Here is a 23524-nt window from a genome sequence, read left to right as displayed (position 1 = left end):
CAAGAGGTTTTGATGATTTTTATTCAAACGAGGGTGTTTTTATGCATTCAGAATTCAGGTTGTGCCGTTTGGAATAAGAGAAGTGTTAGGGGTGAAAAATAATGGGATCCCACGGTTTTAACACATCTGTTATACCAACGTGAACCCGGTCGGATATAAGAAAGCGCTTTCAACAAAAATGAATAAATATACAACTCGGTTTGTAAATAAACAGAAAAATCTGGTGATTCCATACAAAAAGAGGCAGCCGCTAGTACGCTTCAATCCGCGGCTTCATCCGGCGTGTTCACCATGTGGTGGGCGGCAATCACCAACCGGTTCCACATCTCTTCTCGTGCTTCGCCGGTGACGCCGACTTCATCCAACGCTTCAGCCATGCATTGCAGCCACGCCTGCGCTCGTTGTGGCGTGATCGGAAAGCGCAAGTGTCGGGCGCGCAACATTGGGTGACCGTGCACGGATGTGTATAGTGGCGGTCCACCGAGGAATTGGGTGAGGAAGCGGTACTGCTTTTCCTTGACCGGCTCCAGATCTTCCGGAAACAACGGTTTCAAAAGTGGATGTTGTTGCACACGTGGATAGAAAGCTTCGACGATGCGGCGAACGGTTTGGTCCCCGCCAATCTTTTCATAAGTGGATTGAATGGAATGCAATGGGTTTTCCTCCTTGACGAATCTGGAATTGTTTCGGCTCCGGTAAAAAGACGGCTGATGTCAGCCTGGTTATGGACAAACGTTGAGAAAAGCGAAATTCGTCTCCCAGTCAAGCGTCTCTCGTCTCTAGTGTGTCCAGTGAATAGTGTCCAATTGCTTTCCTGGCTCACTCCACCTGCACCTTGTAGGGAGACAGATGATGACCGCTCCGACCCGGTCAGCGCAGGACGCGGCCAATTTACGCTTTGCATTGAGAAAATTGCTCGCAATTTCAATCCTGCGCTTCATGGGTCTTCGCTTTCCCGGGAAAACATTGCTCCCTTACGGAATGAACGACACTCTCTAGTCGCAAGGGTACGAAGCAGCGGCGGGAGACGGCTGTTCGCAGATCTTGTTTTGGTAAGACCACCTATGCTTCCTCGCTGAATGAGGGATGAACTTACCTAATCCATAAAGCATCGCAGAAAAATGGTTGGATCCGTCTCAGGACTTCTTCATTTGTTTAAAAGCGTGATCTACCGCTTGAAGTGTATCGGATATATCTTCATCGGAGTGGGCTAAGGTCAGGAACCAAGCCTCATATTTGGACGGTGCCAGGTAGATGCCTTCTTCCAGCATCAGGCGGAAAAAGCGTGCAAACATTTCACTGTCTGCGCGTTGCGCTCCTTCGTAATCGATGACGGGTTCTTCCGTGAAATAGACCGCGAATGCGCCGCCCTGCCGATTGATTTGCACCGGTATCCCGTAATTTTGGGCCAAATCCCCGATCCCGTCGGCCAACCGTTTGCCCATTTCATCCAACCGTTCGTAGACGCCCGGTTGGGACAATACTTCCAAGCAAGCGATTCCGGCTGCCATCGACAAAGGGTTGCCAGCCATCGTGCCGGCCTGGTACATCGGTCCCATCGGCGCCACTTTCTCCATGATTTCCCGTCTACCCCCGTAAGCACCGATTGGTAATCCTCCTCCGATGATTTTGCCCAAGGCGGTCAAGTCGGGCTCCACCCCGTACATCGTTTGAATGCCACCGTAATGGAAGCGGAAGGCAGTGATCACTTCGTCGTAGATCACCAGACCGCCGGCTTGATGCACCCACTCGTTTACCTTTTCTAGAAAGCCCGGTTGTGGTGGGACGATGCCGAAGTTCCCCACCAGTGGCTCGACGAGTACGGCTGCAATCTGGTCACCCCAGCGGTCCAACGCTTCCCTCAGGGCGTCCAGATTGTTAAAGGGAATCGTAATCACTTCCTGTGCGATACTTTGCGGAATCCCAGCACTGTCCGGGATGCCGAGCGTAGACGGCCCAGATCCGGCAGCGACTAGGACCAGGTCGGAATGGCCGTGATAGCATCCAGCGAACTTTAATATTTTATCCCTTCCGGTATATGCCCTGGCAAGACGAATGGTGGTCATTACGGCTTCGGTTCCGCTGTTGACAAAGCGGATTTGCTCGCAAGAGGGAATGGCTTCGCGCAACATGCGAGCGAAACGGATTTCTTTTTCCGTCGGTGTTCCGTATAAAGTCCCATCGGCGGCTGTTTGCACGATGGCCTCCGTGACGGCGGGATGGGCATGACCCAGGATAATGGGGCCGAACGCACCCAGATAATCGATGTACCGATTGCCGTCTTCATCCCAAAAATAAGCGCCTTTCGCCCGTTTCATGAACACGGGTGCGCCGCCGCCCACCGCGCGGAAGGAGCGGGATGGGCTGTTGACTCCGCCCACGATGACGTCCAGCGCTTGCTCATACAATTGTTCCGAACGTTCCCGTTTCAGTGCCAATGTTGTTCCTCCTCTTCTCGTTTCCCTTCTCTATTTTATGGGTGGCGATCGTTTGAGAGCAAGCGCTGGATCATGGGGGTTGGGTCCGTAAAGATACAAAAGGGGATAGTTCATTCTACGCCCAGGATTATCGGTACTTGACGCTTTTCGTCGTTTCTTGTAAGGGGTGCTGTTTGTGTGATATTCTGAATCTGTTAACAGTGTACGATGATCATGTTGTTGATGGAGCTGTCGATGGGCGCATACGATGAGTGGGATTGGATGTTTGGCAGCTTCACATGTCAGTTTTGAGTGGATATGGGGGCGAGAGCATTGTCGTTCTTTGCGGTGGGTGATCGATACCGTGACACCTACGAGATCGAGGCGGTTTTTCCATTTTTCGACGGGGAAGTGGCGATCGCTCGATCAGGAGATCAACGGTTTTTGTTGCAACATGCTCAACTGAAAAGACAAGCTCCCTCTCGTGCGATTCAACAATATCGTTCGCTGGATCATCCGCTGATTCTCCCCTACCGGGAAGTCTACACGGAAGAACGTTCACTGGTGTTTATCCGTCCCTATGCACCATATCAACCTTTGTACGATGCAATTAGACAACAACCGGCATCCGAGGATGAGCTGGTTCGCTGGGGAAAAAGCTTGTTACATATGGAAGCGTATTTACGCAGCAAACCGCTTCCAATGTATTTCATACTCGACCCGCGTAATATCGGGTTGACGGCTGATGGAAAGTTGATCGTACTGTATTGCGGTTTGCGCCAGATCACGGCCTTGGAACCTTCCTTGGATTGGGGAACCTTCTTCTACATTCTGCTCACCGGAGAGATGCGCGAGGAACCGCTGGACAAAATCTCCGCAGACGCACCTTTTTCCAAGCCTATGATACGCCTGCTTCAAAAGAGCTTACGCAACCAATCCGTCGATTCCGTTCTTTCGCAGATCGAAACCTACGAACGAAAGAAAAAAGGAAAAGGCCTGTTGGATCGATTGTTCGGGGACCAAGCGGAGGAAGAACCATCGCAAATGACACCGAACCGGATCGTAGTGCCGACATTGGTGCCGCCGTCATGGAAAGAGGCGGCCGAGCGTGAACAATTGGAGCAGGAGCGGCTGGCGCGCGAAGCATCGGAGCGAGAACGCTTGGAGCAGGAGCGGCTGGCACGGGAGCGACTGCGCCGGGAGCGATTGGAGCGGGAACGCCAAGAACACGAAAAGCTGGCAAAACAGTTTCAGGAGTATATGGAAGCTTTCTATAAAAGCTCATAACTGTAGAATTCCGAAAGAGGTGGATCAATGCTGTTTGAGAAAACACTGGCCAGCCTCGGTGTGGGTGCGGCCAAGATCGACACCCGCCTGGAAAAGTCGCAGGTGCAGGCAGGCGAAGTGTTGAAAGGGGAAGTATTCATTCAGGGAGGACAAGTGGAGCAGAGAGTGGATGACATCTATCTCTACCTGATTGTCCACTACGTCAAAAACAATAAGCTGACGCAACATGTGTTGCGGAAATATCAGTTGTGCGAACGGTTCTACCTCCAACCCGGAGAGTACAAAATCATTCCATTTGAGATCCGGATCCCGTTCGAGGCACCCATGACAACGGGGCGTTTTCCCGCCTATCTGAAAACCGGCCTGGATATCAAAAAAGCGGTCGATCCGACCGATCAGGACAAAATCGAAGTGTTTCCCCATCCCACGGTGGAACGTATGCTGGGGGAAATCGAAAAGGCGGATTTCATTTTGTACCGGATCGACAATGAATATGAAAAAGACATGAAACCCCATCCCTTCCTGCAAGTGTTTCAGTTCCGTCCCACTGGACGGTATCATGGTTTTCTTGATGAGCTGAACTTGATTTTCGACGTGACCAACCATGATGTGCGGATGGATGTGGAAATCGTGCGGGGGACGCGGGTGCTCACATCCTGTTTCCACTGGTTATTATCCGATCCCAACGGAACGCTTGTCATGGACAACGGGATCGAACAGCAACGCGTTTCCAGCCCCGTGGAGATCATTCAATCATTGCTCAAAAAGAATTAAAAGCGGTGAGCGGGGGAGGGAATCATTATCTTGTCCGTTTTTGGAAAGGCATTGGCCAGCCTGGGTGTCGGATCGGCCAAGGTGGATACGCGGTTGTCCAAATCCCAATTTCGGCAGGGCGATCTGGTGAAAGGAGAAGTGTTTGTCCAGGGAGGACAGGTTAGACAGCATATCGATGAAATTTATCTGTATCTGATCATTCAGTATGTAAAAGACGGGAAACAACAAGAATATGTGATGGAAAAGTTCCGTCTCGCTGAGCCGTTTGATATCGGGCTGAGCGAAACGAAAGTGATTCCGTTTGAATTTCAGTTGCCGTTTGACACCCCCGTGACGACGGGTGGGTGCCCCGTTTATCTCAAAACGGGATTAGATATCAAAATGGCCAAGGACCCCAAGGATGTGGACGGGATTGAGGTGCTGCCACATCCATTGGTGGAAAAAACTTTGCAGGCCATAGAAAATATTGGGTTCCAATTGGTTCGTGTCGACTTTGACTTTGAGAAATATTATTCTCGGCATCCCTTCATTCAGGAGTTCGGTTTCGAACCGATCGGACCGTTTCAAGGATTTTTGGACCAACTGAAAGCGGTGTTTTACGTTGGCGATGATGAGATCGATCTCATCATGGAAGTGGACCGCAAAGCAGTCGACCTGATGAGCTCCCTGGAAGAGGCACTGGAATTGGATGCCCGTACGATTCGGTTGACAGTGACCGAAGATATGGCGAAAAAAGGGAAATTGGAAAATGAGTTGAATCGTTTGATCAAGGAACAGATTTGAGAGAACGGGGCAGCGGGGTTTCTGGCTGCCTCTCTCCTTTTACCTTCGTACAGGGAGGAAGTGTCATGCGACTGAAGAACAAGGTGGCCATCGTAACGGGAGCCAGCAGAGGAATCGGGGAAGCGATTGCCGTTGCCTTGGCACGTGAAGGTGTGGATTTGGTATTGGTCGGTCGGAAGGAAGCCGATTTGGAGCGCGTCGCCGCACGCGTTCGCGATGAGGGGCGAGCGTGCCGGATCAGTACGGCGGACGTATCACGTGAGGAAGATGTACGTCGTACGGTGGAACTGGCGCGCGAGGCGTTCGGCAAAATTGATATCCTGATTAACAACGCCGGCATTGGATTGTTCAAAACGGTGCAGGAGACGTCTTTGGAGGAATGGAACCGCATTTTGCAGGTCAATTTGACGGGCGCGTTTCTGTTTTCGCGAGCCGTGTTGGAAGATATGATTGAACGTGGACAGGGCCAGATCATCAACATTTCATCCGATATCGGCAAACGGACGATCCCGCGGGCGTCCGCATATTGTGCCAGCAAATTTGGCCTGGAGGCGTTCAGTGAAGTACTTGCAAAGGAAGTGCGCAAGTCCGGTGTACGGGTAGGTGTGATCCGGCCCGGTCTGACCGACACCTATTTCAACGATACGAAACAGGGAGCCCCCGAGAAAGAGGGGTGGTTGCAAGCGGAAGATATCGCGGAAGCGGTTGTGTATATGGCGTCGGCTCCCCGGCACGCGTTGGTGGACGAAATCACGGTTCATCCCGTTATTCAGGAATATTGATTGAAGTCATTTCATCCGTGGATCAGATGAAGAGTGACCATTTTTCCGTGAGCGACTTTTGTGATGCGAAACAGGAGCGAGAGGAAAAATGGTCACTCTCTTTTTAGGGCTTGTCTAGTAAATCCGTGGGTGAGCATATGCTTTCCAAGGTGAGCCAAGATCCAAGCCCGGCCGAGCGAAGACTTGTGGAATTTCAGGAATGAAATCACGGGCCATTTCCTCTAAGCGAAGCGTCCTTTACCCCGCGTCTGCGCTCCGGGTTGGAGCGGCCATGACTGCTTCCTCAGCAGGGCGCCTGTGGTTAGGGGAGGGGGTTCGAATTTTTCTTCAGGTGCGAAGCTTCAGGCGGGAAAACAACACCGCGTACTTTGCCAATCCACTTAAAAAGTCATCATGGGGTGGATGTTTTTTACAAATTTTATGACGCTTGACGGGGGTGCTACAATATCGGATGGGATAGTGGAAGATGGGGACGTGGATGACGGGAGTGGATGAGACCGATGTACAGCATTGATGCGAAAGGACTCACCAAAGAGTTTCGAGTATATCAGAGCCGTCCCGGATTGCTCGGTGCATTCCGGGATTTGTTGAACCGAAAGTACCGCGTGATCCGGGCGGTAGACGGGATCGATCTGCAGATCGAACAAGGGGAAGTGGTGGGATACATCGGTGAAAACGGCGCCGGGAAATCGACCACCATCAAAATGCTAACCGGTATTTTGCAACCAACAGCGGGAGAATTGCGGGTCAACGGCTTCGATCCCCATCGCCAAAGGGAAGCGTTTGTGCGTACAATCGGCGTGGTGTTCGGTCAACGGAGTCAATTGTGGTGGGATATCGCAGTGCAGGAATCGTTTCGTCTCCTGCAAAAGGTGTACCGCATTCCCGACGAAGAGTACCGCCCGCACATGGATCACATCATCGATGTGTTGCAGATCGGTCCACTGTTGGACCAACCTGTTCGCAAACTGAGCCTGGGTCAGCGCATGCGGTGCGAATTGGCCGCGGCTTTGGTTCACAAGCCATCGCTCTTGTTTTTGGATGAACCTACGATCGGGCTGGATGTATTGGTCAAAGAAAACATCCGCCAATTCCTGCGGGAGATCAACCAACGATACGGTACGACCATCCTGTTGACCACCCATGACATTTCTGACATTGAAGCGTTGTGTTCACGGGTGGTCATGCTGGATGAGGGGAAAATCATCTATGACGGTCCGCTCTCGCAATTGCGGGCGCAGTGGGGCGGAAACCGGAAAATCCAGGTGGAATTGGACCGTGAGACGGCTTTGGAGACTTTGAATCGGCTCACGGAAGGACTTGCCGTACGATGGGAGTCTCGGGGAGCAGCGCGATACACGGCTCATTTGGAAAACGGGGCGGAAGTATCGCAAGTGTTGGCCCGGTTGGTAACCGAAGTGGGGATCAAAGAGGTTCAAATCGAGGAAGCTTCCACGGAAGAGATTGTCCGGCGGATTTACCAGGAGGGGAACGACCGTGCTTAGTACCTACCTGGAGATGATCCGCATTCGTTTCTTGATGATGTTGGCGTATCGCGTCAATTATTACAGCGGCATCGTCATCTACAGTTTGAATATCGGTGTCAACTACTTCATCTGGATGGCGATCTACGGTTCGAACAACAACCTGCAAGGTATGACGGCTTCCCAGATGGCCACTTACGTAGCCGTTGCGTGGATGTCCCGTGCGGCCTACTTCAACAATCTCGACCGCGAAATCGCCCAGGAGATCCGGGACGGTACGGTGGCAATCCAATTGATTCGCCCCTATCACTACCTGATGGTCAAGTTTTTTCAAGCATGGGGCGAGGGATTGTTTCGCCTATTACTGTTCAGCATTCCGGGGATGTTGATCGTCTCCCTGGTCTTTCCGATTCATTTGCCAGGCTTTGATCCCGTCTGGCTGCTCTTTGCCGCCAGTTTGCTTCTGGGATTCGTGATTAACACACAGATCAACATGATTACCGGATTGGCGGCTTTTTTCATTTTGAATAACCAGGGACTGGTTCGGGCGAAACGTGTATTGGTCGATCTGTTTTCCGGATTGATTTTGCCGATTCGCTTTTATCCCAATTGGGCGCAGGCGATCCTGTCGTATCTGCCATTCCAGGCGATCAGCTACCTGCCCAGCATGATCTTGGTCAAAGGGATCGGGGGCCCGGCGTTGGTCCATGCATTTACGGTGCAAATCATCTGGTGCGTGTTGTTGTGCCTGCCCATCTTCCTGTTGTGGCGCCGGGCGCGTCGCACATTGACGGTGCAGGGGGGATGAGCCGTGTTCTACGTTCAGATCTTCTGGCAGTATTTAGAACAATATCTGAAAACGCGATTGGCGTACCGATGGGATTTTCTTACCCAGTTTGTAACCGATCTTTCATTTCAAGCGGTTAATCTCGTGTTTATCCTGGTCGTCTTTTCCCATACGACTTCGATCAAAGGATGGACGCGGGAAGAAGTGATTTTTATCTACGGTTATTTTCTGGTCCCGTTCGCGGTGTTCGCGGCGTTTTTCAACCTGTGGGAATTCAATGAACGGTATATCATCAAGGGAGAGATGGACCGGGTGTTGACCCGGCCCGTACACAGCCTGGTACAGGTGATGTTGGAGACGATGGCTCCGGAATCGCTGGCCGGGGCGTTGGTCGGGCTTCTCATCATGGGCTGGGCAGCGGCCCGGATGAACCTTCAGTGGACGATATGGGACATTCCGCTGTTTGTGATCTTCGTGATTGGCGGTGTGTTGATATACGGCGGGATTTACATTGCACTGACCAGCATCAGTTTCTTTTCCGATTCCAAAACGGACATCCAACCAATCATGTATAACATCGGTAACTACGGCCGGTATCCGGTCAATTTGTATCATCGGATCATCCAATTCGTCCTGACGTGGGTATTGCCGTTCGCGTTTGTGGGATTTTATCCGGCCAGTTACCTGTTGGACCGGGACCATTGGATGTGGCTGGCCTTTCTGACGCCGGTAGTGGGTGTCGTTTACTTCGTTTTCGGCGTTTTTTGTTGGAATTGGGGGGTGCGTCACTACCGGGGAGCCGGTAACTAACGCCCCCATTCAAAACTGAGCCACAAGGCCAACAGGCTGAGGAGCACACTGGAGATGACATACAGTACAGCTGTGCCCCCAGCCTTTTGTTTCAGCAATTGAACGGTCTCTACACTGAAGGTGGAAAACGTGGTGTAGGCGCCCAAAAAGCCCGTGGTAAAAGGATGGGTAACATGATGCCAGGCGGTTTCATACGCTGTGGCGTGGGTGGTGGAAAGCCAACCCCCCAGTACAAAGGCGCCTGAAATATTGATCACCCAAGTTTGCCACGGAAAAGGGGAACGGACCCGGTTGCCGATCCACGATCCCAACCAATAACGGGCGATCGCTCCCAAAAAACCGCCGACGGCGATCCACAGGGTCATTTGACCGATCCTCCTTGCGGTGAAGTGGTCCTCTGCTTATGTAATGCCCATTGCTCTCCCTTCATCCACCCCCGCCATGTCAGCAGAATCCCCCCGCTCAGCGTTATGATCAGATAGAGAGCGGACGTCCAGTGGTGTCCGCTGATCCACAAATACATCATTTCCCCGTCCCAAGTGGAAAACGTGGTTAATGCACCGACAAAACCGGTGCCGATTCCCAACCGCCATGCTTCGGGCAACCATGATCGACGACGGGTTGCTCCGGTGACCCATCCGAGTATCCAACAACCCGTCAGATTGGCCGCCAATGTCCCCCAGGGAAATAGAGGGGAGGACAAATTTCCAAGCATCCATCGAAACAGGGCACCCAGTGCCCCGCCGATCCCGACGGCAATGGTTCGCATCCATTTCCCTCCTCCAAAACGACAAACTCCCGCCCGCTTACAGGCAGGAGGAATGTGTCAGGTAAATCGTTCTACTTTGAGTTCCTGTTTTTCATCCTATCGGATGACGGTTGGCTGGTCAAGCGAGGAGATGCGGGTGGCTCTATTGGGAGGATCGTTCTGACGGAGTAGACGGGGAAGAGCTTTCCATTTGAACCGGAATCGAATCGTCTTTCAGTGAAGAGGATCCTTCCAAATCTCCCATGTTGACAGAATCCTCATTGTCGTTGTCTTTCATCTGATCAATGATTTTGGACAATGTCTGCTCATCGCCGTGAGCGCTTAACCCCACATTGAGCGTACCGCTCAGCGTTTCGACGCGTAACTCCTGAATTTTGTATTCCATTCGCTCGATGGTGACCGGCTGGATGGAGGCGAGCTGCTTCCGGATCTGTTCGTTTTCTTCTTTCAAATTCTCAATTTCCTGCTGCAACTGGTTGATCCGGTCCCACAGATAGGCGTACATGGAAGCCCACCTCCAAAGATCAAAATGATTGGATCAAGCATACCCTATGATCAGTATATGGGTATTCACCCAAAGAACATGACCGGGACAGTGACCAGTTTCTGCCCATGTGAATAGAATGAGGTGAAAGGTCCCAAAAAAGGGGAAGATCCGGATGGATGATCAACAACAACACTTTCAAAAATGGAGTCAATTGGCGCGGAAGTTTTTGGGGGACGATTTTTGGTCCGATGTGATGAGCGCATCTCCAGCTTCTTCTTCTTCTTCTTCGAGTGGCCCTAAAGCAGATGTCTATCAAACACGAAACGAAGTGATCGTATTGGTGGATTTACCAGGGATCGAAGATATCCATTTGCTGGATTTGCGGATTCACGAAGATACATTGTATATCAAGGGACACATCCCCACCCGTTATGCCAACTACGAAGCTACTTTGAGTGAACGGCTTTCCGGAGATTTTGAGCGTTCGATACCACTGGGGGCGACTGTGACTCGTCAGCACAGCTCCGCCCGCTACCGCAAGGGATTATTGGAAGTAAGGCTGAACAAAGTGCATGCGCCACGTACCCAACATCGTATCCGTGTACAAGACTCCTGAGTTCACAACGCCAAGGCTTCCCTCATAGGATATGGTAGACCTTGCGTCAGGGAGGGTGTCCGATGGCGACTGTCAATAATATATTCAATCTCAAGATTCAAAGTGTATCCAGCGCAGGGTCTGTCAATTTTGGGAACACCATCAACATTGGCGCCGAAAGTAACACCAAATCGCTGGGTGGTTCTTCACCGATCGGCGATTTTGCGAAAAATATCGATTTTGAACAGAATCAAGGGATCGATCCGGATGTCATCGACCAACCGTAAAGGGAGGGAGGGGCGTGTTCCGCATCAGCATCCACACGATCAACATCACCACCGTCTCCGACGCCGGATCCGTCAACATCGGCAACACCGTCAATGCGGTGCAAAAGCAGCAAGTCCTGCAGGAGACTCAACCCAGTCCCCAACCGCAAAAGCCAGAGGGACCGCCCGCTCTCGAACCGACGGTACCCGGTCCCTCGTCACCGGGTACCTCCGATGGTGGGGTCCCTCCCGCTCCTCCCGGCGGTGTTGCCCCCGGTGGTCCAAGCTGCGCCGGATCGTTTTCTTCCGGCAACCGCCCCAGCGCCTTATCGTCCCGTTTGCCTCATCCCCCTATGATACCGCGTCCTGTTAGCGGATATCGTCACCCCGTCGTGGTGATTTCTCCCTCTGTTTGATCGAATAGTATAATGGAGATAAACACGGGATTGAAGACAGGCAGGTGGGAACATGGCGGAAAAACGGGTACTGATCATTGAAGATGAACCGCAACTGGCCCGGTTTTTGGAGTTGGAGTTTACGCACGAAGGATATCAGGTTAAAGTTTCACATGACGGACGGACTGGTTTGGATTTGGCTATATCCCAGGAGTTTCAGGTCATTATCCTGGATATTATGTTGCCAGATCTCAGTGGATTGGAGGTTTGCCGCCGGATTCGTGCGGAACGGAATACGCCTATTATCATGTTGACCGCAAGAGATGCGGTACCGGACCGGGTCATCGGGCTGGAAGCTGGTGCAGATGACTATATGACAAAACCGTTTGCCATCGAAGAGCTGCTGGCAAGGGTTCGTGCCATACAACGCAGGGTGGCGCCGGAGCAGGACCAGATGGTGGAAGTGGGCTGTTGCCGGTTGTTTCCCGAACAACGGCGAGTCATCTGTGCGGACAAGGAACTGAAATTGACAACGCGGGAATTTGATTTGCTGGCTTGTCTGATGCAAAATCGCAACCGGGTGATGACGCGGGAGATGATACTTGACCGGGTATGGGGTTACGATTATGAAGGGGATACCAATATCGTTGATGTGTACGTGCGCTATGTTCGCAGCAAATTAGAGGAAATCGGCGTGAAAGACTATATCGAAACCGTGCGCGGTGTGGGTTATGTGATCAGGGAGGATGGACATGCCCATTAAATGGCGTCTGGTGGTGTTGTCCGCGGTCGGTTTGTTGTGCATTTTGTTGCTGTTTCACATATTTGTCTACCAGTTGTTTCAAAACATGATGATACAGACGGAGCAAAGCGTGCTGGATAACAAACTGGCCACTCTGGCGCAAGTATATGAGACTCGCCGCATCAATCCTGATTTTTTGCACGGTTGGTTGCAATTGTATGTGGAGGAAGGGCAAGCGATCCGCATTGTGGTAAACGGAAAAGTGGAAGCAGATGTAAATAAAGGAATTTCCCCGGCGTTGTATCTATCCCGTCCGCTGCCGCATCATAAAGTGCGGGAGGTTCGCAATTGGTATGGCAAGCAGGTTTCCATTCTGGCCATGCCGCTCGACAAGCCAGTAAAAGGTAGAGTGGAGCTGTATACGGATTTCACATCGTTGCGCCGGTATTTGGACACAATGTTGACCGCTTTGTTCATCGGCTCCTCTGCTCTGTTGGTACTGGTGATCGTCGGGGGTTACATCATGTCCACCATTGCTCTTCGCCCGGTTATCCGCATTACCAAAACGGTGCGTGAGCTCGATCCGTCACGAATGGAGAGTCGTTTGCAAGTGCCGGAGACACATGATGAGATTGCGGAGCTGTCCCGGACATTCAATGAGCTGCTCGATCGGATCTATCAGTTGATCCAGCAACAGAAACGATTTGTGGCGGATGCTTCCCACGAACTGCGCACGCCTGTTTCCGTGATTCGCGGATACACCAACATGCTGAAGCGGTGGGGGAAACGGAACGAAGATGTGACTGAAGAAGCACTGACCGCGATCGATCAAGAAACGGCACGGATGGAACAGATGACCGATCGTCTGCTTCGGCTGGCCCGCTTGGAAGGCGATGTAGCGGGTGCGGAGCGGGAATTGCTGGATCTGACATCAATCGTGGCCGATCGAGTAAAACGATGGCGTCGTTCTTTGCGCAATCGTCACATCGAGTGGGACGATACCACACCCCCTGTCTGGGTGCGTGCCGTCCGGGCGGAGTGGGAAGAGTTGATCGATATTTTACTGGACAACGCGGGAAAATACTCCGAGCCCGATAGTACGATTACCGTTCGGTTGGAATCGGGGGAACGGGATGTACGCCTCATCGTTCAGGACACAGGAGAAGGCATTCCAAAAGAGGAATTGCCCCGGGTCTTTGAACGATTCTACCGGGCGAAACGGGCGCGAAGCCGGCATCGCAACGGGAGTGGTTTGGGTCTTTCCATCGCCCGTCAAATCGTGGAGTCCTATGGAGGCACGATCCAGATCGACAGTCAGGAAGGAGAAGGAACTGAAGTAAGCGTTTCCATTCCGATTTCTCAGTGAATTCTAATTCTCCTCTCCACTCTCTCTCATTTTCGTTTGCTACTGTAGGAATACGCACGGAAAGGAGAGAGATGGGATGCATATCACAATGGAATTGATGGTATTGGTATTGATTGTCCCCGTTTGGGCGATCAAGGCAGTTGTTTCTCTCCGCGCCATGTTCCGTTTATTTCATGAAGCAAAGGTCCAATCTTGAGATGGATGGTTGGATCGTTCGGGTGCACGCAGATCAAAGTGGATGGACAAGCCTAGCCGGATAAAACCGGCTTTTTTTGTTGGTCCATGTTTTTTGCGGTTCACTGAGTGGTAAAATGAAGAATGCATCTTCAATGAAAGGAGTCGGGCCGATGTTGAAAGAAGGAGATATGGCACCTGATTTCACTCTTCCCGCTGACAACGGCGAACAGGTAACCCTGTCGGATTACAGAGGTGACAAACATGTCGTCTTGTATTTTTACCCCAAAGATAACACTCCCGGTTGCACGCAGGAAGCGTGTGACTTTCGCGATCGGGTGACGGAATTCGCTGACTTGGACACCGTGATTCTGGGTGTAAGTCTGGATGATGTGAAATCGCACGAGAAATTTATCGCCAAGTACCAGCTGCCGTTCCGTTTGCTGGCAGACACAGATGCCGAAGTGTCCAAAATGTACGACGTCTACAAGGAAAAAAACATGTTCGGCAAGAAAAAATGGGGAATCGAACGTTCCACGTTCATCATCGACAAAGACGGACGGTTGGCCAAAATCTACCGGAAAGTAAAAGTGCCGGGACACGTGGACGAAGCGCTTCGCTATATTCGGGAACATTTGTCTTCGTGATGGCGTTCGGGAGGGACCGAATTGTCGGAAGTCAGTATGTACGCTTGGCCTGATTACTATGACTGGACGTCGGGCGGCCTGGAAGGTGACACCACGTACTACACCGAACTGGCACAAGCCAGTGGCGGGCCTGTCCTGGAACTGGGGTGTGGCACGGGAAGATGCAGTTTGGCCATTGCCAGGGCAGGGATAGAAGTTGTCGGAGTCGATCTGTCACCGGAAATGCTGAAAAGAGCTCGGGAGAAAGCGGATGCAATGGGATTGAGCGACCGCACCCAATGGGTGGAAGCCAGTATGACCACGTTTGAGTTGGATCGTCGCTTTCCGTTGGTGATCATTCCGTATCGCTCCTTCCTCCACTTGATGACTGTCAAGGATCAACTGATCGCATTGAAACGCATCCGTCAACATTTGCAGCAGGGCGGTATGCTCGTGTTGGATGTGTTTGTTCCATCACTGGTGGAGTTACACGAGATTGAAGGGAAAAATGTGCATCGGGGGACTTTTCCGATCCCCGGAAGCGCGGAGTGTGTAGAGGTGCATGATATTACCGAACACGATCCGTTTCGCCAATGGGTGCATGTCATTCGCTTTTACGAACGTTATGACGGAAGCGGTCGATTGGTGGAACGCCTGCGTACCGTGTTTCAATTGCGCTATATTTTCCCAGCGGAATTGTTCCATCTGCTCCGATTGGCCGGATTTCAGATTGTGGGCCGATACGGCACGTTTCACCGCGGCCCGTTTGATCACCGCAGCACCGAGCTGATCGTCGAAGCGAAAAAGATGGAGACATAACTAGGAAAGGAATCGGGCAGAAACTCAAAACTCCTTCGGCGCTGAGAGCTACCCGGCAATCAGCGCCATTTGTTTTTGTGCCGAAAGACCGCTTATCGAGAATGGTTCCGCTCCGGATAAAACAGGTAAGCAAGGCCGCCCCAGAGGGATGACGCCAGACCGAAACCGAACAGACCATATCCCCAGGCTGAGGGGAATGAGTAATAACCGATCAATAACAAGACGACTCCGATGATCCAGGACAGAGAGGCGGGACGATTGCGCATCGATTTTCCCCCTTTATTTGAAGGAAAAGGTTCAACTTACTTCACAGCAAGGCGAATGTCCTAACATGTTCAGGCTCATTCTGTCCGAAGGTCTGTCCCCCTATGCGAGCAGTGGTCAATTTTCCCTGGATTTCGGTACAATAGACAGAGGTGCGATCGAGCGGAAAAAGGAGGGGACTTGGATGAAGTCGAAGCCCAAACGCGTGGCGACGCGCAAAATATTGGATACATTGGCTCGCATGTACCCAGATGCCCATTGTGAACTCATCTTTCGTAATCCGTTTGAACTCTTGATTGCTACGATCCTCTCTGCCCAATCTACGGACCGGCAGGTGAACAAGGTTACGAAAGAGCTGTTTCGGAAATACCCGACTCCCGAAGCATTCCTCACGTTATCGGAAGAGGATTTGGCAGCAGAAATTCGAGGGTTGGGTCTTTTTCGCAACAAAAGCAAAAACATCCTGAAAACGTGCCGGATTTTGGTGGAACAATACGGAGGAGAAGTGCCAAAAGATCGAAAAGCCTTGGAGGCGTTGCCAGGAGTGGGACGAAAAACCGCCAACGTGGTGTTGTCCAATGCCTTTGGTTTGCCTGCCCTGGCGGTGGACACCCATGTGCAACGTGTAGCCAACCGCTTGGCCATGGCCGACAGCGAAAATCCGCTGGAGACCGAACGTCAATTAATGAAGCGGGTGCCGCGGGAGGAATGGTCCATCACCCATCATCGGTTGATCTGGCATGGGCGACGCATATGTTCAGCTCGCAGTCCGAAGTGTGTGGTTTGTGATTTGCTGCCCTATTGTTGGTACGGAAAAAGTCGCTTGGAAGGCAGCGCATTGACAAAATCGGCTGACTCCCGTTAGACTATTTATATAGATTATTAAAAGAGAATCTTTTTTCTTGTGGCGGTAGGAAGTGAGGTGGATGGCGATGAACAGCCGCCTGGAACAAGCTGTTGAAAAATTGAAGTCGACCGGTGTGCGCATGACCCCGCAGCGGCATGCCATCTTGGAATTTCTGCTCTCATCGATGAGCCATCCAACCGCCGATGAAATTTATAAATCACTTGAGGGGAAATTCCCCAACATGAGTGTAGCCACTGTATACAACAACCTGCGGGTTTTCAAGGAAGCGGGATTGGTAAGGGAATTGACCTATGGCGATGCATCCAGCCGGTTTGATGCCAATATGACGGATCACTACCATGTCATCTGCCGGGAGTGTGGAAAGATTACCGATTTCGATTATCCCCCGCTCATCGATGTGGAACGGGAAGCAGCGAAACGCACCGGCTTTCGCGTCGAGTCCCATCGGATGGAAATCTACGGTATCTGCAAAGATTGCCAACAACACACAGCATAAAAAAACCTGCGTGCCCGATGACACGCAGGTTTTTTTAGACTCAGATCCAGACGCTCATAGCGACAAGGAATACATAAATGAAGGCGACCGCTGTCAAGCCCATCAACCATCGTGTTACCGGCTGTTCGCGGATGATGGCCACGACACTGAGGACGGTGAAGGTGACGATGGCGATGAGCGCGACCATATAAAGCAAACTGAAAAACAAGGTGCGGTTCCTCCTTTTCATCACGGCAACGGCAGCAGACCCACCCAGGCGAATTTTCGATTGAGCTTGGCGATTTCCTGAATGGATGTCCCGGTCATCTCATACAGACTTTTCATCAAGTTATGCTCATGTTTCGTTTGTTTCGCAACGTTGGACGATGGGGGAACCAACCGGCCGTTTGCTCCCTGCAAACGATTGATTTGATTCATCACGATATAGGTGTTTTGATTGAGCTGATCCAGTCCTGTCACGATTTTTTGCTCACTGGTCGTCACCCGGTCCAGGCTTTGGTTCATGTGGGTCAGCATTTGATTGGTACGATCCAATTTGCCGTTCATGATTTCGATCGTATCTGCCGTTTCCCGTAAGGGTTGTAGTTGGTGGTTGGTGGTGACGGTCAACGCATGGGCTTTTTTGATGTTTTGATGTACCTCAGCCATGACTTGGTTAGTTGATTTTTGCGTTACGATCTGCTGAATGGTTCCCCACAACGTGAGCCCTAAGAGGGCCAAATTAATCGTCAGTACAATGGCACGTGCCAGCAAATGCAACCCTCCTCCCCGTCAAGGCAACAGCGGTAAGGGCAACAGCTCCTTTAAACCGTCTCTCGGTGAAGTGGAAGGATCATCCGGATCGGATGGAGGTTTCGGAATCACCCGTTTGATGATGTCTTCCACCGGTTTGGGGTCCACCAACGGTTTCGATGGAGGCGCTCCATCGTTTCGCGGATCCGGCAAATCGATGCCCAGCTGTTTTTTCAGATAGTCAATCGCTTGCGGAACGAGAGCCACATAACGGAAATTGTAAATGGATCGGTCCAGTTCCGCCAACAGAAGATCCAATTGGTTGTTGAGACCACCGGAAGTACGTGCGACCTGTCCGGTGTAGTCCGCCACCTTTCCCAGGTGCATAACGACTTGTACCATCTGTTCAGTCAATTGGTCGCCGCTGGTAGCCACTTGCGTCGTTAGCACAGCTGTTTGCCGTTCCCGAGTCAAAATGGCGTTCATCAGCTCGCGGGCCTGTATATTTCCGGACAACTGTTGATCCAACTCATGTTGGATGGATCGGTTGGTGCTCACCTGATGGGCGAGAAGCTGATCCTGTCGCTTCAGCCCGTCCAGGGTAGAGTTGGCCTTGCTGACTTCCGTTGCCAGTTTCTCCGTGTCGGTCAACATGCCGTTGGTTCGTTTTACCATGTCCGAAGTCAACCCGAAAATGTTGTAATCCGCCATGTTGGGGAGGACGATTTCATCACTCCATTTGGCCAAAGTGGGAGTGGCGGCGATCAGAATCGCGGCTATTCCAACACCAAGGGCAATTTTCCACCTGGTCAAACGCATGGAGGACATCACCTCCTCATTTCTTCTCCGGAAGGACGGCCGTTTTCTCGTTCATCTGCCGGAGATTTGCGTTGATCTCCCCTTGGATCGACTTCATCGCGCTCAGCGAGTGTACAATCTGTTGATTGGACTGTTGGATGGATTGTAACATGGCGATGCTGGCGTTGAGTGACTCTTCGATCTGCTTCAGATCCTGATATGTAGCGCCCGTGTTTGCACCGATGGTGTGTACGCGCTGTGCGATGGAGGCGACCACTTGGTCGAGCTTCGTCAGTTCCCGGTTCAAACCGCCGCTATTGCGCTGAATTTGTGATACCTTGGCGTTCAAACGCTTGGTTTGTTCACGCAACTGTGCAATCGTGGCCAATTGGTCATTCATCTTCTTCGATTTCGCTGCGGACGCGATCAGTTCCGTCTTCAGGCGTTGGGAGTTTTTGGCAATCTCCTTTTGCATCGACAATTGCAGCCAAGTATTTCCCGCGATCACCGCGAGCAACAACGTGATGAGCAGGGTGGTCACTTTGAATGTTTTCATCGTAAGCTCACCCCAGGCGTTTTTTTGTTCATCTCGCGCGTCGATCGCAGGATATCCTGCATGTGTTGCTGGTCGGCGGCCGCTGTTGCTCTCATCTGCTTCAGCATCCGATCCAGTTGCCGCATGTAGGGGGAGAGTTCTTGCAAAGAGGAGCTGATGGCCTGGATTTTCTGCTTGGAGTTGTTGGAGTATCCCAGCATGCCATCATTGAGCCGCAAGCTGTCTGCGTTGTAATCCACCACCGTCGTCAACAAGGCCAGCGTCCGATCGGTTTTGACGATGGTGTCGTTTAGACCCTGGTCAATCCGCTGAATGGTTCGAAGCATATGTGCCAGCTCGCCATTTTTGTCGATGATCGCCGCTTGAACTTGATTCAACTGCTGAATGGATTGCAGGTTATCCTCTAACCCGGAATGGATCCGTTTGAGATGCTGCGTCATCGTGATACCGTTGATCAAGACACCGCTCAGGAGGAGGATCCCCAAGATCGAGATAAATTTTCGAATCAATCGAATTCCTCCTTACGGCAAGGAATTGGCGGCTTTCTCGCTCTTGTCCGCCGCTGCGCTCAGTTTGCGTTCCATCTGAAGGTTGTAGGACAAGGCCCTTTGCAATTTGGACTTGGTGTCCAGGGTGATGGTGCGCAATGCTTGGACTTCGCTCATTTGCTTGTTTGCAGAGGCGGAAATCAGATTCATCTTGCTGTGCAAAAGCCGGCTCAATCGGTTCAGGTTCTGGCTCAGCACCACTTGTTGGCCCGTTACGGTTCGCATGTCCCCCAGGATCGAGCCCTGATCCCCTAATCCTTGATATACAAGGGACAATTTGTTACTCACATCCATAGTTTTGTTCGATTTGTCATTGATTCCTTGTAATGCGCTTAAGATATTGGCATTGACGGTACCTAGATGGGTGTTGTTTTGATTGATTTGCTCCAACATGCCGTTCAGGTCATATTGTGGGGGTATATGATGCAATGAGTCCGTGTCAAACTTCGACATGTCGGGTAACGTTACACTTTTTGGAGGCTGTGGCAATCGGGGGCCATCACTGAACAAGGGCAGTGATACCGTCAACCCGAACGCGATCACCGTTGCCATCACGGCGACCAGGTAACGCACGCGGAGCTGACACCTCCTTTATCAAATTAAAACCATAACCACTTGACCACAAAACCAGCCACGATCCCGATCAGGATTCCGATCAAGACCGGTGGACTGAACAATTGCCTCAGCAACGTCACGGTGTCGGCCACCACACTGACCCAATTACTATTTTGCATCGCTTTTTTCCTCATGTCCATGGATGCTCCATTGGTTGGAATGTGAGTTGAAGGCGTTGTCACTACGATACTTTCCACTTGCGACCATGTGTCTGTTTGCCGTTCCTCGGTCGACCATACTTTGGAGAAACGGTCGGTTAACGATGCGGCGTGCTCCGTATGTCCGATATTGTCCGCGGTGGAAGCCGCCACTTCCTCTGCCGGTATGTCTTCATACAAACCGGCGATAACAGAAGCGTATCGTTGTTCTACTTGTTTGGTGCGCACTTTCAGCGTGGGAGTGAGTTCACCCGCTTCCAGTGTGAATGGCCGGGACAACAGAGCAAACTTTTTGGGACGTTCAAACGGGGCAAAATCAGCGGATAGACGCTGAATCTCCCGTTCGATCAGTTCACGTGTACCGGGGGCTTTCGCGATTTCTTCATCCGTGTGTGCATCCCATTTGTTCGCGAGCGGGCGGATGGCCTCAAAATCCGGCACGATCAGAGCCGAAACATATTTTCGCTTGTGGCCTACCAGCGCCGCTTGCTGGATGTAACGGCTGGAACACAATGCGTTTTCGATGGGTTGGGGAGCCACATTTTTTCCGGTGGACAACACCAGGATATTCTTTTTGCGGTCTACGATGCGGATATAACCGTCTTCGTCGAATTCCACGATGTCTCCTGTATGCAGCCAGCCATTTTCCACCGTTTTGGCCGTTTCCTCCGGTTGATTGTAATACCCCATCATGACGCTGGGGCTTTTAACCAACAGCTCCCCGTCTTCGGCCAACCGCACCTCCGTCTGGGGCAACGGTTTACCGACGGTACCCGGTTTGGGATGTACCAACGGATTGCACGCGATCACCGGCGAACACTCTGTCATGCCGTACCCTTCGATGATGGGAAGGCCGATGAGCGAGAAAAACCGCGCCACATTGGGATCCAATGCGGCACCGCCCGATACCAGCATGCGCAATCTTCCGCCCGTTTGGGCGTGGATTTTGGAAAACACGAGCTTCCTCGCCATCAAGTATTTCCGCTCCAGTGAAACAGGAACCGGCCATCCTTGTTCACCATTGGTCAGATTCAACCGTTCTTCAGATACATTCAAGGCCCATTGGAAAATCCGGCGGCGGAGAAAGGAACTGTTTTCCACCCGGTCTCGGATGCGCTGCTGCATCTTTTCGAACAAACGAGGCACACTGATCAAGACAGTCGGTTTTACTTCAACCAAATTTTGTGGAATTGTCTCCATGCTTTCCGCGTAAGCGATGGTACCACCCACTGCCATGGGAATAAATTGGCCGCAGGTTCGCTCGAAAATGTGGGAAAGCGGTAAAAATGACAAGGATATGTCGCGTGAACTGACCGGAACGAAATACTGGTTTTCCTCAATATTGGTCAACAGATTGCCATGAGAGAGCATCACCCCCTTTGGATCGCCCGTCGTTCCGGACGTATGGACGATGGTGGCTAGATCCTCCCGCTTCAGTTGTTGCCAGCCCCAACGATCCACATTGATGCTTTCCGATTCACCCCGCTTCAACACGGATGAAAACGTCGTGGCCAGCGGATGGTTGGATCGGTCCTTTATGACGATAACCGACCGAACCTGCTTTGGCCATTCATGGACACGATCTACCATCTCGGGCGTTTCCATGATGACGAATTCAACATCGGCATTTTCTAGGATGAAACGGATTTGTTTGCCTGTCAGCGTAGGATAGATCGGGACCGAAACCGCTCCCAGGCTCATGATGGCAAAATCGCTGACCAGCCAATATGGACCGTTGGTGGAGCAAATGGCCACCTTGGACCCAGATTGCACTCCCAGGCTGCGGAGACCGAAGGCCATGTGACGGATCGTTTCCCACAGCTGGGCATAGGACCAACCTCGATAGTGACCGTCTTCTTTCCATAACAAAGCATTTTTGTTTGGGTAACGTTTGACGGTTCGGTACAACATGTCCACGAGGTTCTGAGGTTTCACGGGAGCGTCCTCCTTCCGGTTATACCGAAATGATCTCCTCATGAATCAAGATATTCGTGACATTGTGAAGATAGAGGACCGAAATGATTGATGAGGAATAACAGATATGGATGTAGGCAAGTATGGCTGGAGTTTCGGTAACCGGATCAAACTTGTAATCGCTTACAACATAACAGGGCATCTATCCCCGTCCTGTAAGTGTTACACACATTATACCGAGCTTTGACTCAGAAAAGAATAATATTTAGAAAAAATATAACGAAAGTAATATGCGCAAAGAATAGCCCGGACGGGCTTAGGGTGTATCAGGTTATTCCATTCATTTTAGTTTGGAAAAAGACCGCCTCTTTTGGGGCGGATGATTGTTCGTGTTAGGAAAGGAGCAAATGCTTTTCAGGGTGAGCGAATAACCTGAGATCGGACGAGCGAAGACCCGGAAAACCAGGAATGAAATCGCGGGCAACTTCCTATAAGCGAAACGTACTTTGCCCGCGTCCTACGCTCCGGGTCGGAGCGGCCATGATCTGTTTCCTTGCAGGGCACACGTGGAGCAAGCCGAGAAAGCAATTGGACTGTATTCATCAGACACGCTATAGAGGCAAGATGATCCGTGATCATGTGGCGGATTCGGATGATTCCGTTTCGGAACCGGAAACCGCATTGGCTGAAGAGGTTGAATCCTTTGGAGCATGAGCGGGATCCAGCGAAAGATATACTTTGCAATAGGGACATTGGTCGACTTTTCCCAGAATCTTGGTCATTCGGCCGCACTTGGGACATTCTACCTGAACGGCCTGCAACGACAAGATGCCGATCCAAAAGTAGAGGCCTACACTGGAGAAGATGACGAGAATCCCCAGGAACAAGAAGAATACCATCCATCCCGGCCAGACAAAGCCGAAGTACATAACGCCGATGCCGAGAAAGGTGAGTAACAAAGCCAGGGTCCGCACTTTATTGATCTTACTAGCCCATATCATGACTGCCGCCTCCTTTGTCAAAATTGAGTATACCACTTCTGGTTTGGCACTGCCAAAGTGGTTTTATCTATATAAGTAGAAAGCCGGATGTGTGGAAAGCGATCGGAGTCTCTTTGTAATCCAAATAATTCCTTATTCATTTGAAGAAAAAAATCCTTGACTTCATATTTGGATGGTGTTATAGTATCTATTGTCGCCGCGCGAGAGCGCG

31 protein-coding genes are annotated in these 23524 nt (G+C 51.4%); 16 read left to right on the top strand and 15 right to left on the bottom strand.

Annotated features, from left to right (window positions below; all coding sequences use genetic code 11):
- Positions 1 to 260 precede the first annotated feature (260 nt).
- The gene (locus NWF35_RS14305; RefSeq protein WP_301240016.1) at positions 261 to 653 is read right to left on the bottom strand and encodes a globin domain-containing protein; all 393 of its coding nucleotides are present in this window, start codon (positions 651 to 653) and stop codon (positions 261 to 263) included.
- A 483-nt stretch (positions 654 to 1136) separates the two neighbouring features.
- Entirely contained in the window at positions 1137 to 2432 is a 1296-nt protein-coding gene (locus tag NWF35_RS14300) for a glutamate-1-semialdehyde 2,1-aminomutase (RefSeq protein WP_301240134.1), read from the bottom strand.
- Positions 2433 to 2750: 318 nt separating this feature from the next.
- Between NWF35_RS14300 and NWF35_RS14295 the strand changes: the two genes are divergently transcribed.
- The 7 genes from NWF35_RS14295 to NWF35_RS14265 all read left to right on the top strand — a co-directional run bounded on the left by NWF35_RS14295 (position 2751) and on the right by NWF35_RS14265 (position 9124).
- Entirely contained in the window at positions 2751 to 3704 is a 954-nt protein-coding gene (locus tag NWF35_RS14295; protein ID WP_301240014.1) for a protein kinase family protein, read from the top strand.
- Between the two features lie 27 nt (positions 3705 to 3731).
- A complete protein-coding gene (locus NWF35_RS14290; RefSeq protein WP_301240012.1) occupies positions 3732 to 4478 on the top strand; it encodes a sporulation protein in 747 nt (248 codons plus the stop codon).
- Between the two features lie 30 nt (positions 4479 to 4508).
- Positions 4509 to 5261, top strand: coding sequence for a sporulation protein (locus NWF35_RS14285; RefSeq protein WP_301240011.1), 753 nt, complete (start codon positions 4509 to 4511; stop codon positions 5259 to 5261).
- Between the two features lie 65 nt (positions 5262 to 5326).
- A complete protein-coding gene (locus NWF35_RS14280; RefSeq protein WP_301240009.1) occupies positions 5327 to 6043 on the top strand; it encodes an SDR family oxidoreductase in 717 nt (238 codons plus the stop codon).
- A gap of 500 nt (positions 6044 to 6543) precedes the next feature.
- Positions 6544 to 7548: an ABC transporter ATP-binding protein gene (locus NWF35_RS14275; RefSeq protein WP_301240132.1), complete on the top strand. Its 1005-nt coding sequence runs from the start codon at positions 6544 to 6546 to the stop codon at positions 7546 to 7548.
- Positions 7541 to 8335 (top strand): ABC transporter permease, encoded by a 795-nt coding sequence (locus NWF35_RS14270; RefSeq protein ID WP_301240008.1) that lies wholly within the window; start codon positions 7541 to 7543, stop codon positions 8333 to 8335. Before NWF35_RS14275 ends, NWF35_RS14270 begins: the two co-directional genes overlap by 8 nt.
- A gap of 3 nt (positions 8336 to 8338) precedes the next feature.
- Entirely contained in the window at positions 8339 to 9124 is a 786-nt protein-coding gene (locus tag NWF35_RS14265; RefSeq protein WP_301240007.1) for an ABC transporter permease, read from the top strand.
- On the opposite strand, the gene crcB (NWF35_RS14260) is transcribed toward NWF35_RS14265, so the two are convergent.
- From crcB (NWF35_RS14260) to gerPC, 3 genes are all read right to left on the bottom strand, one after another.
- Entirely contained in the window at positions 9121 to 9489 is a 369-nt protein-coding gene (gene crcB / locus NWF35_RS14260; RefSeq protein ID WP_301240006.1) for a fluoride efflux transporter CrcB, read from the bottom strand. The two genes, NWF35_RS14265 and crcB (NWF35_RS14260), sit on opposite strands and share 4 nt — an antisense overlap.
- Positions 9486 to 9893, bottom strand: coding sequence for a fluoride efflux transporter CrcB (gene crcB / locus NWF35_RS14255; protein ID WP_301240005.1), 408 nt, complete (start codon positions 9891 to 9893; stop codon positions 9486 to 9488). Before crcB (NWF35_RS14255) ends, crcB (NWF35_RS14260) begins: the two co-directional genes overlap by 4 nt.
- A gap of 142 nt (positions 9894 to 10035) precedes the next feature.
- Positions 10036 to 10398 (bottom strand): spore germination protein GerPC, encoded by a 363-nt coding sequence (gene gerPC / locus NWF35_RS14250; protein ID WP_301240003.1) that lies wholly within the window; start codon positions 10396 to 10398, stop codon positions 10036 to 10038.
- Positions 10399 to 10552: 154 nt separating this feature from the next.
- Between gerPC and NWF35_RS14245 the strand changes: the two genes are divergently transcribed.
- The 7 genes from NWF35_RS14245 (at position 10553) to NWF35_RS14215 (ending at position 15363) form a co-directional block, all read left to right on the top strand.
- Positions 10553 to 10996 (top strand): Hsp20/alpha crystallin family protein, encoded by a 444-nt coding sequence (locus tag NWF35_RS14245; protein ID WP_301240002.1) that lies wholly within the window; start codon positions 10553 to 10555, stop codon positions 10994 to 10996.
- Positions 10997 to 11058: 62 nt separating this feature from the next.
- Positions 11059 to 11262, top strand: coding sequence for a spore germination protein (locus tag NWF35_RS14240; protein ID WP_301240001.1), 204 nt, complete (start codon positions 11059 to 11061; stop codon positions 11260 to 11262).
- A 14-nt stretch (positions 11263 to 11276) separates the two neighbouring features.
- Positions 11277 to 11657, top strand: a complete 381-nt coding sequence (locus NWF35_RS14235) for a hypothetical protein (protein WP_301239999.1) — start codon at positions 11277 to 11279, stop codon at positions 11655 to 11657.
- 52 nt (positions 11658 to 11709) lie between these two features.
- Complete coding sequence (locus NWF35_RS14230) at positions 11710 to 12399, top strand: response regulator transcription factor (protein ID WP_301239998.1); 690 nt, start codon at positions 11710 to 11712, stop codon at positions 12397 to 12399.
- Positions 12389 to 13744, top strand: coding sequence for a sensor histidine kinase (locus tag NWF35_RS14225; RefSeq protein WP_301239997.1), 1356 nt, complete (start codon positions 12389 to 12391; stop codon positions 13742 to 13744). Before NWF35_RS14230 ends, NWF35_RS14225 begins: the two co-directional genes overlap by 11 nt.
- 347 nt (positions 13745 to 14091) lie before the next feature.
- Positions 14092 to 14565 carry a thioredoxin-dependent thiol peroxidase gene (gene bcp / locus NWF35_RS14220; protein ID WP_301239995.1) on the top strand — a complete coding sequence of 158 codons (474 nt, stop codon included), beginning with the start codon at positions 14092 to 14094 and terminating at the stop codon, positions 14563 to 14565.
- Between the two features lie 21 nt (positions 14566 to 14586).
- Complete coding sequence (locus tag NWF35_RS14215) at positions 14587 to 15363, top strand: class I SAM-dependent methyltransferase (protein ID WP_301239994.1); 777 nt, start codon at positions 14587 to 14589, stop codon at positions 15361 to 15363.
- A 92-nt stretch (positions 15364 to 15455) separates the two neighbouring features.
- Here NWF35_RS14215 and NWF35_RS14210 read toward each other — a convergent pair whose 3' ends face one another.
- A complete protein-coding gene (locus NWF35_RS14210) occupies positions 15456 to 15629 on the bottom strand; it encodes a hypothetical protein (RefSeq protein WP_301239992.1) in 174 nt (57 codons plus the stop codon).
- A 182-nt stretch (positions 15630 to 15811) separates the two neighbouring features.
- Between NWF35_RS14210 and nth the strand changes: the two genes are divergently transcribed.
- Positions 15812 to 16492: an endonuclease III gene (gene nth, locus NWF35_RS14205; protein ID WP_301239991.1), complete on the top strand. Its 681-nt coding sequence runs from the start codon at positions 15812 to 15814 to the stop codon at positions 16490 to 16492.
- Positions 16493 to 16559: 67 nt separating this feature from the next.
- The gene (gene perR, locus NWF35_RS14200; protein ID WP_435873916.1) at positions 16560 to 16991 is read left to right on the top strand and encodes a peroxide-responsive transcriptional repressor PerR; all 432 of its coding nucleotides are present in this window, start codon (positions 16560 to 16562) and stop codon (positions 16989 to 16991) included.
- Between the two features lie 40 nt (positions 16992 to 17031).
- Here the strand turns inward: perR and NWF35_RS14195 are convergent, their stop codons facing one another.
- The 9 genes from NWF35_RS14195 to NWF35_RS14155 form a co-directional block, all read right to left on the bottom strand.
- Positions 17032 to 17199, bottom strand: coding sequence for a hypothetical protein (locus tag NWF35_RS14195; protein WP_301239989.1), 168 nt, complete (start codon positions 17197 to 17199; stop codon positions 17032 to 17034).
- A gap of 20 nt (positions 17200 to 17219) precedes the next feature.
- Complete coding sequence (locus tag NWF35_RS14190) at positions 17220 to 17744, bottom strand: hypothetical protein (protein WP_301239988.1); 525 nt, start codon at positions 17742 to 17744, stop codon at positions 17220 to 17222.
- 18 nt (positions 17745 to 17762) lie between these two features.
- The gene (locus NWF35_RS14185) at positions 17763 to 18542 is read right to left on the bottom strand and encodes a hypothetical protein (RefSeq protein ID WP_301239987.1); all 780 of its coding nucleotides are present in this window, start codon (positions 18540 to 18542) and stop codon (positions 17763 to 17765) included.
- 16 nt (positions 18543 to 18558) lie between these two features.
- Complete coding sequence (locus NWF35_RS14180; RefSeq protein ID WP_301239985.1) at positions 18559 to 19077, bottom strand: hypothetical protein; 519 nt, start codon at positions 19075 to 19077, stop codon at positions 18559 to 18561.
- Positions 19074 to 19586: a hypothetical protein gene (locus NWF35_RS14175; RefSeq protein ID WP_301239983.1), complete on the bottom strand. Its 513-nt coding sequence runs from the start codon at positions 19584 to 19586 to the stop codon at positions 19074 to 19076. The genes NWF35_RS14180 and NWF35_RS14175 overlap by 4 nt, the downstream gene beginning before the upstream one ends.
- Before the next feature lie 12 nt (positions 19587 to 19598).
- Complete coding sequence (locus NWF35_RS14170) at positions 19599 to 20198, bottom strand: hypothetical protein (RefSeq protein ID WP_301239982.1); 600 nt, start codon at positions 20196 to 20198, stop codon at positions 19599 to 19601.
- Positions 20199 to 20224: 26 nt separating this feature from the next.
- On the bottom strand, positions 20225 to 22333 hold the full coding sequence (locus NWF35_RS14165; protein ID WP_301239980.1) for an AMP-dependent synthetase/ligase: 2109 nt from the start codon (positions 22331 to 22333) through the stop codon (positions 20225 to 20227).
- 614 nt (positions 22334 to 22947) lie between these two features.
- A complete protein-coding gene (locus NWF35_RS14160; RefSeq protein WP_301239979.1) occupies positions 22948 to 23313 on the bottom strand; it encodes a DUF2614 family zinc ribbon-containing protein in 366 nt (121 codons plus the stop codon).
- A gap of 17 nt (positions 23314 to 23330) precedes the next feature.
- On the bottom strand, positions 23331 to 23524 hold a 194-nt coding region (locus tag NWF35_RS14155), incomplete at its 5' end, for a hypothetical protein (RefSeq protein WP_301239977.1).

This window comes from Polycladomyces subterraneus (assembly GCF_030433435.1).
Lineage (GTDB): Bacteria > Bacillota > Bacilli > Thermoactinomycetales > JIR-001 > Polycladomyces > Polycladomyces subterraneus.
Note: the sequence above shows the minus strand (reverse complement) of the source record. Positions and strands in the feature narration are given on the sequence as shown.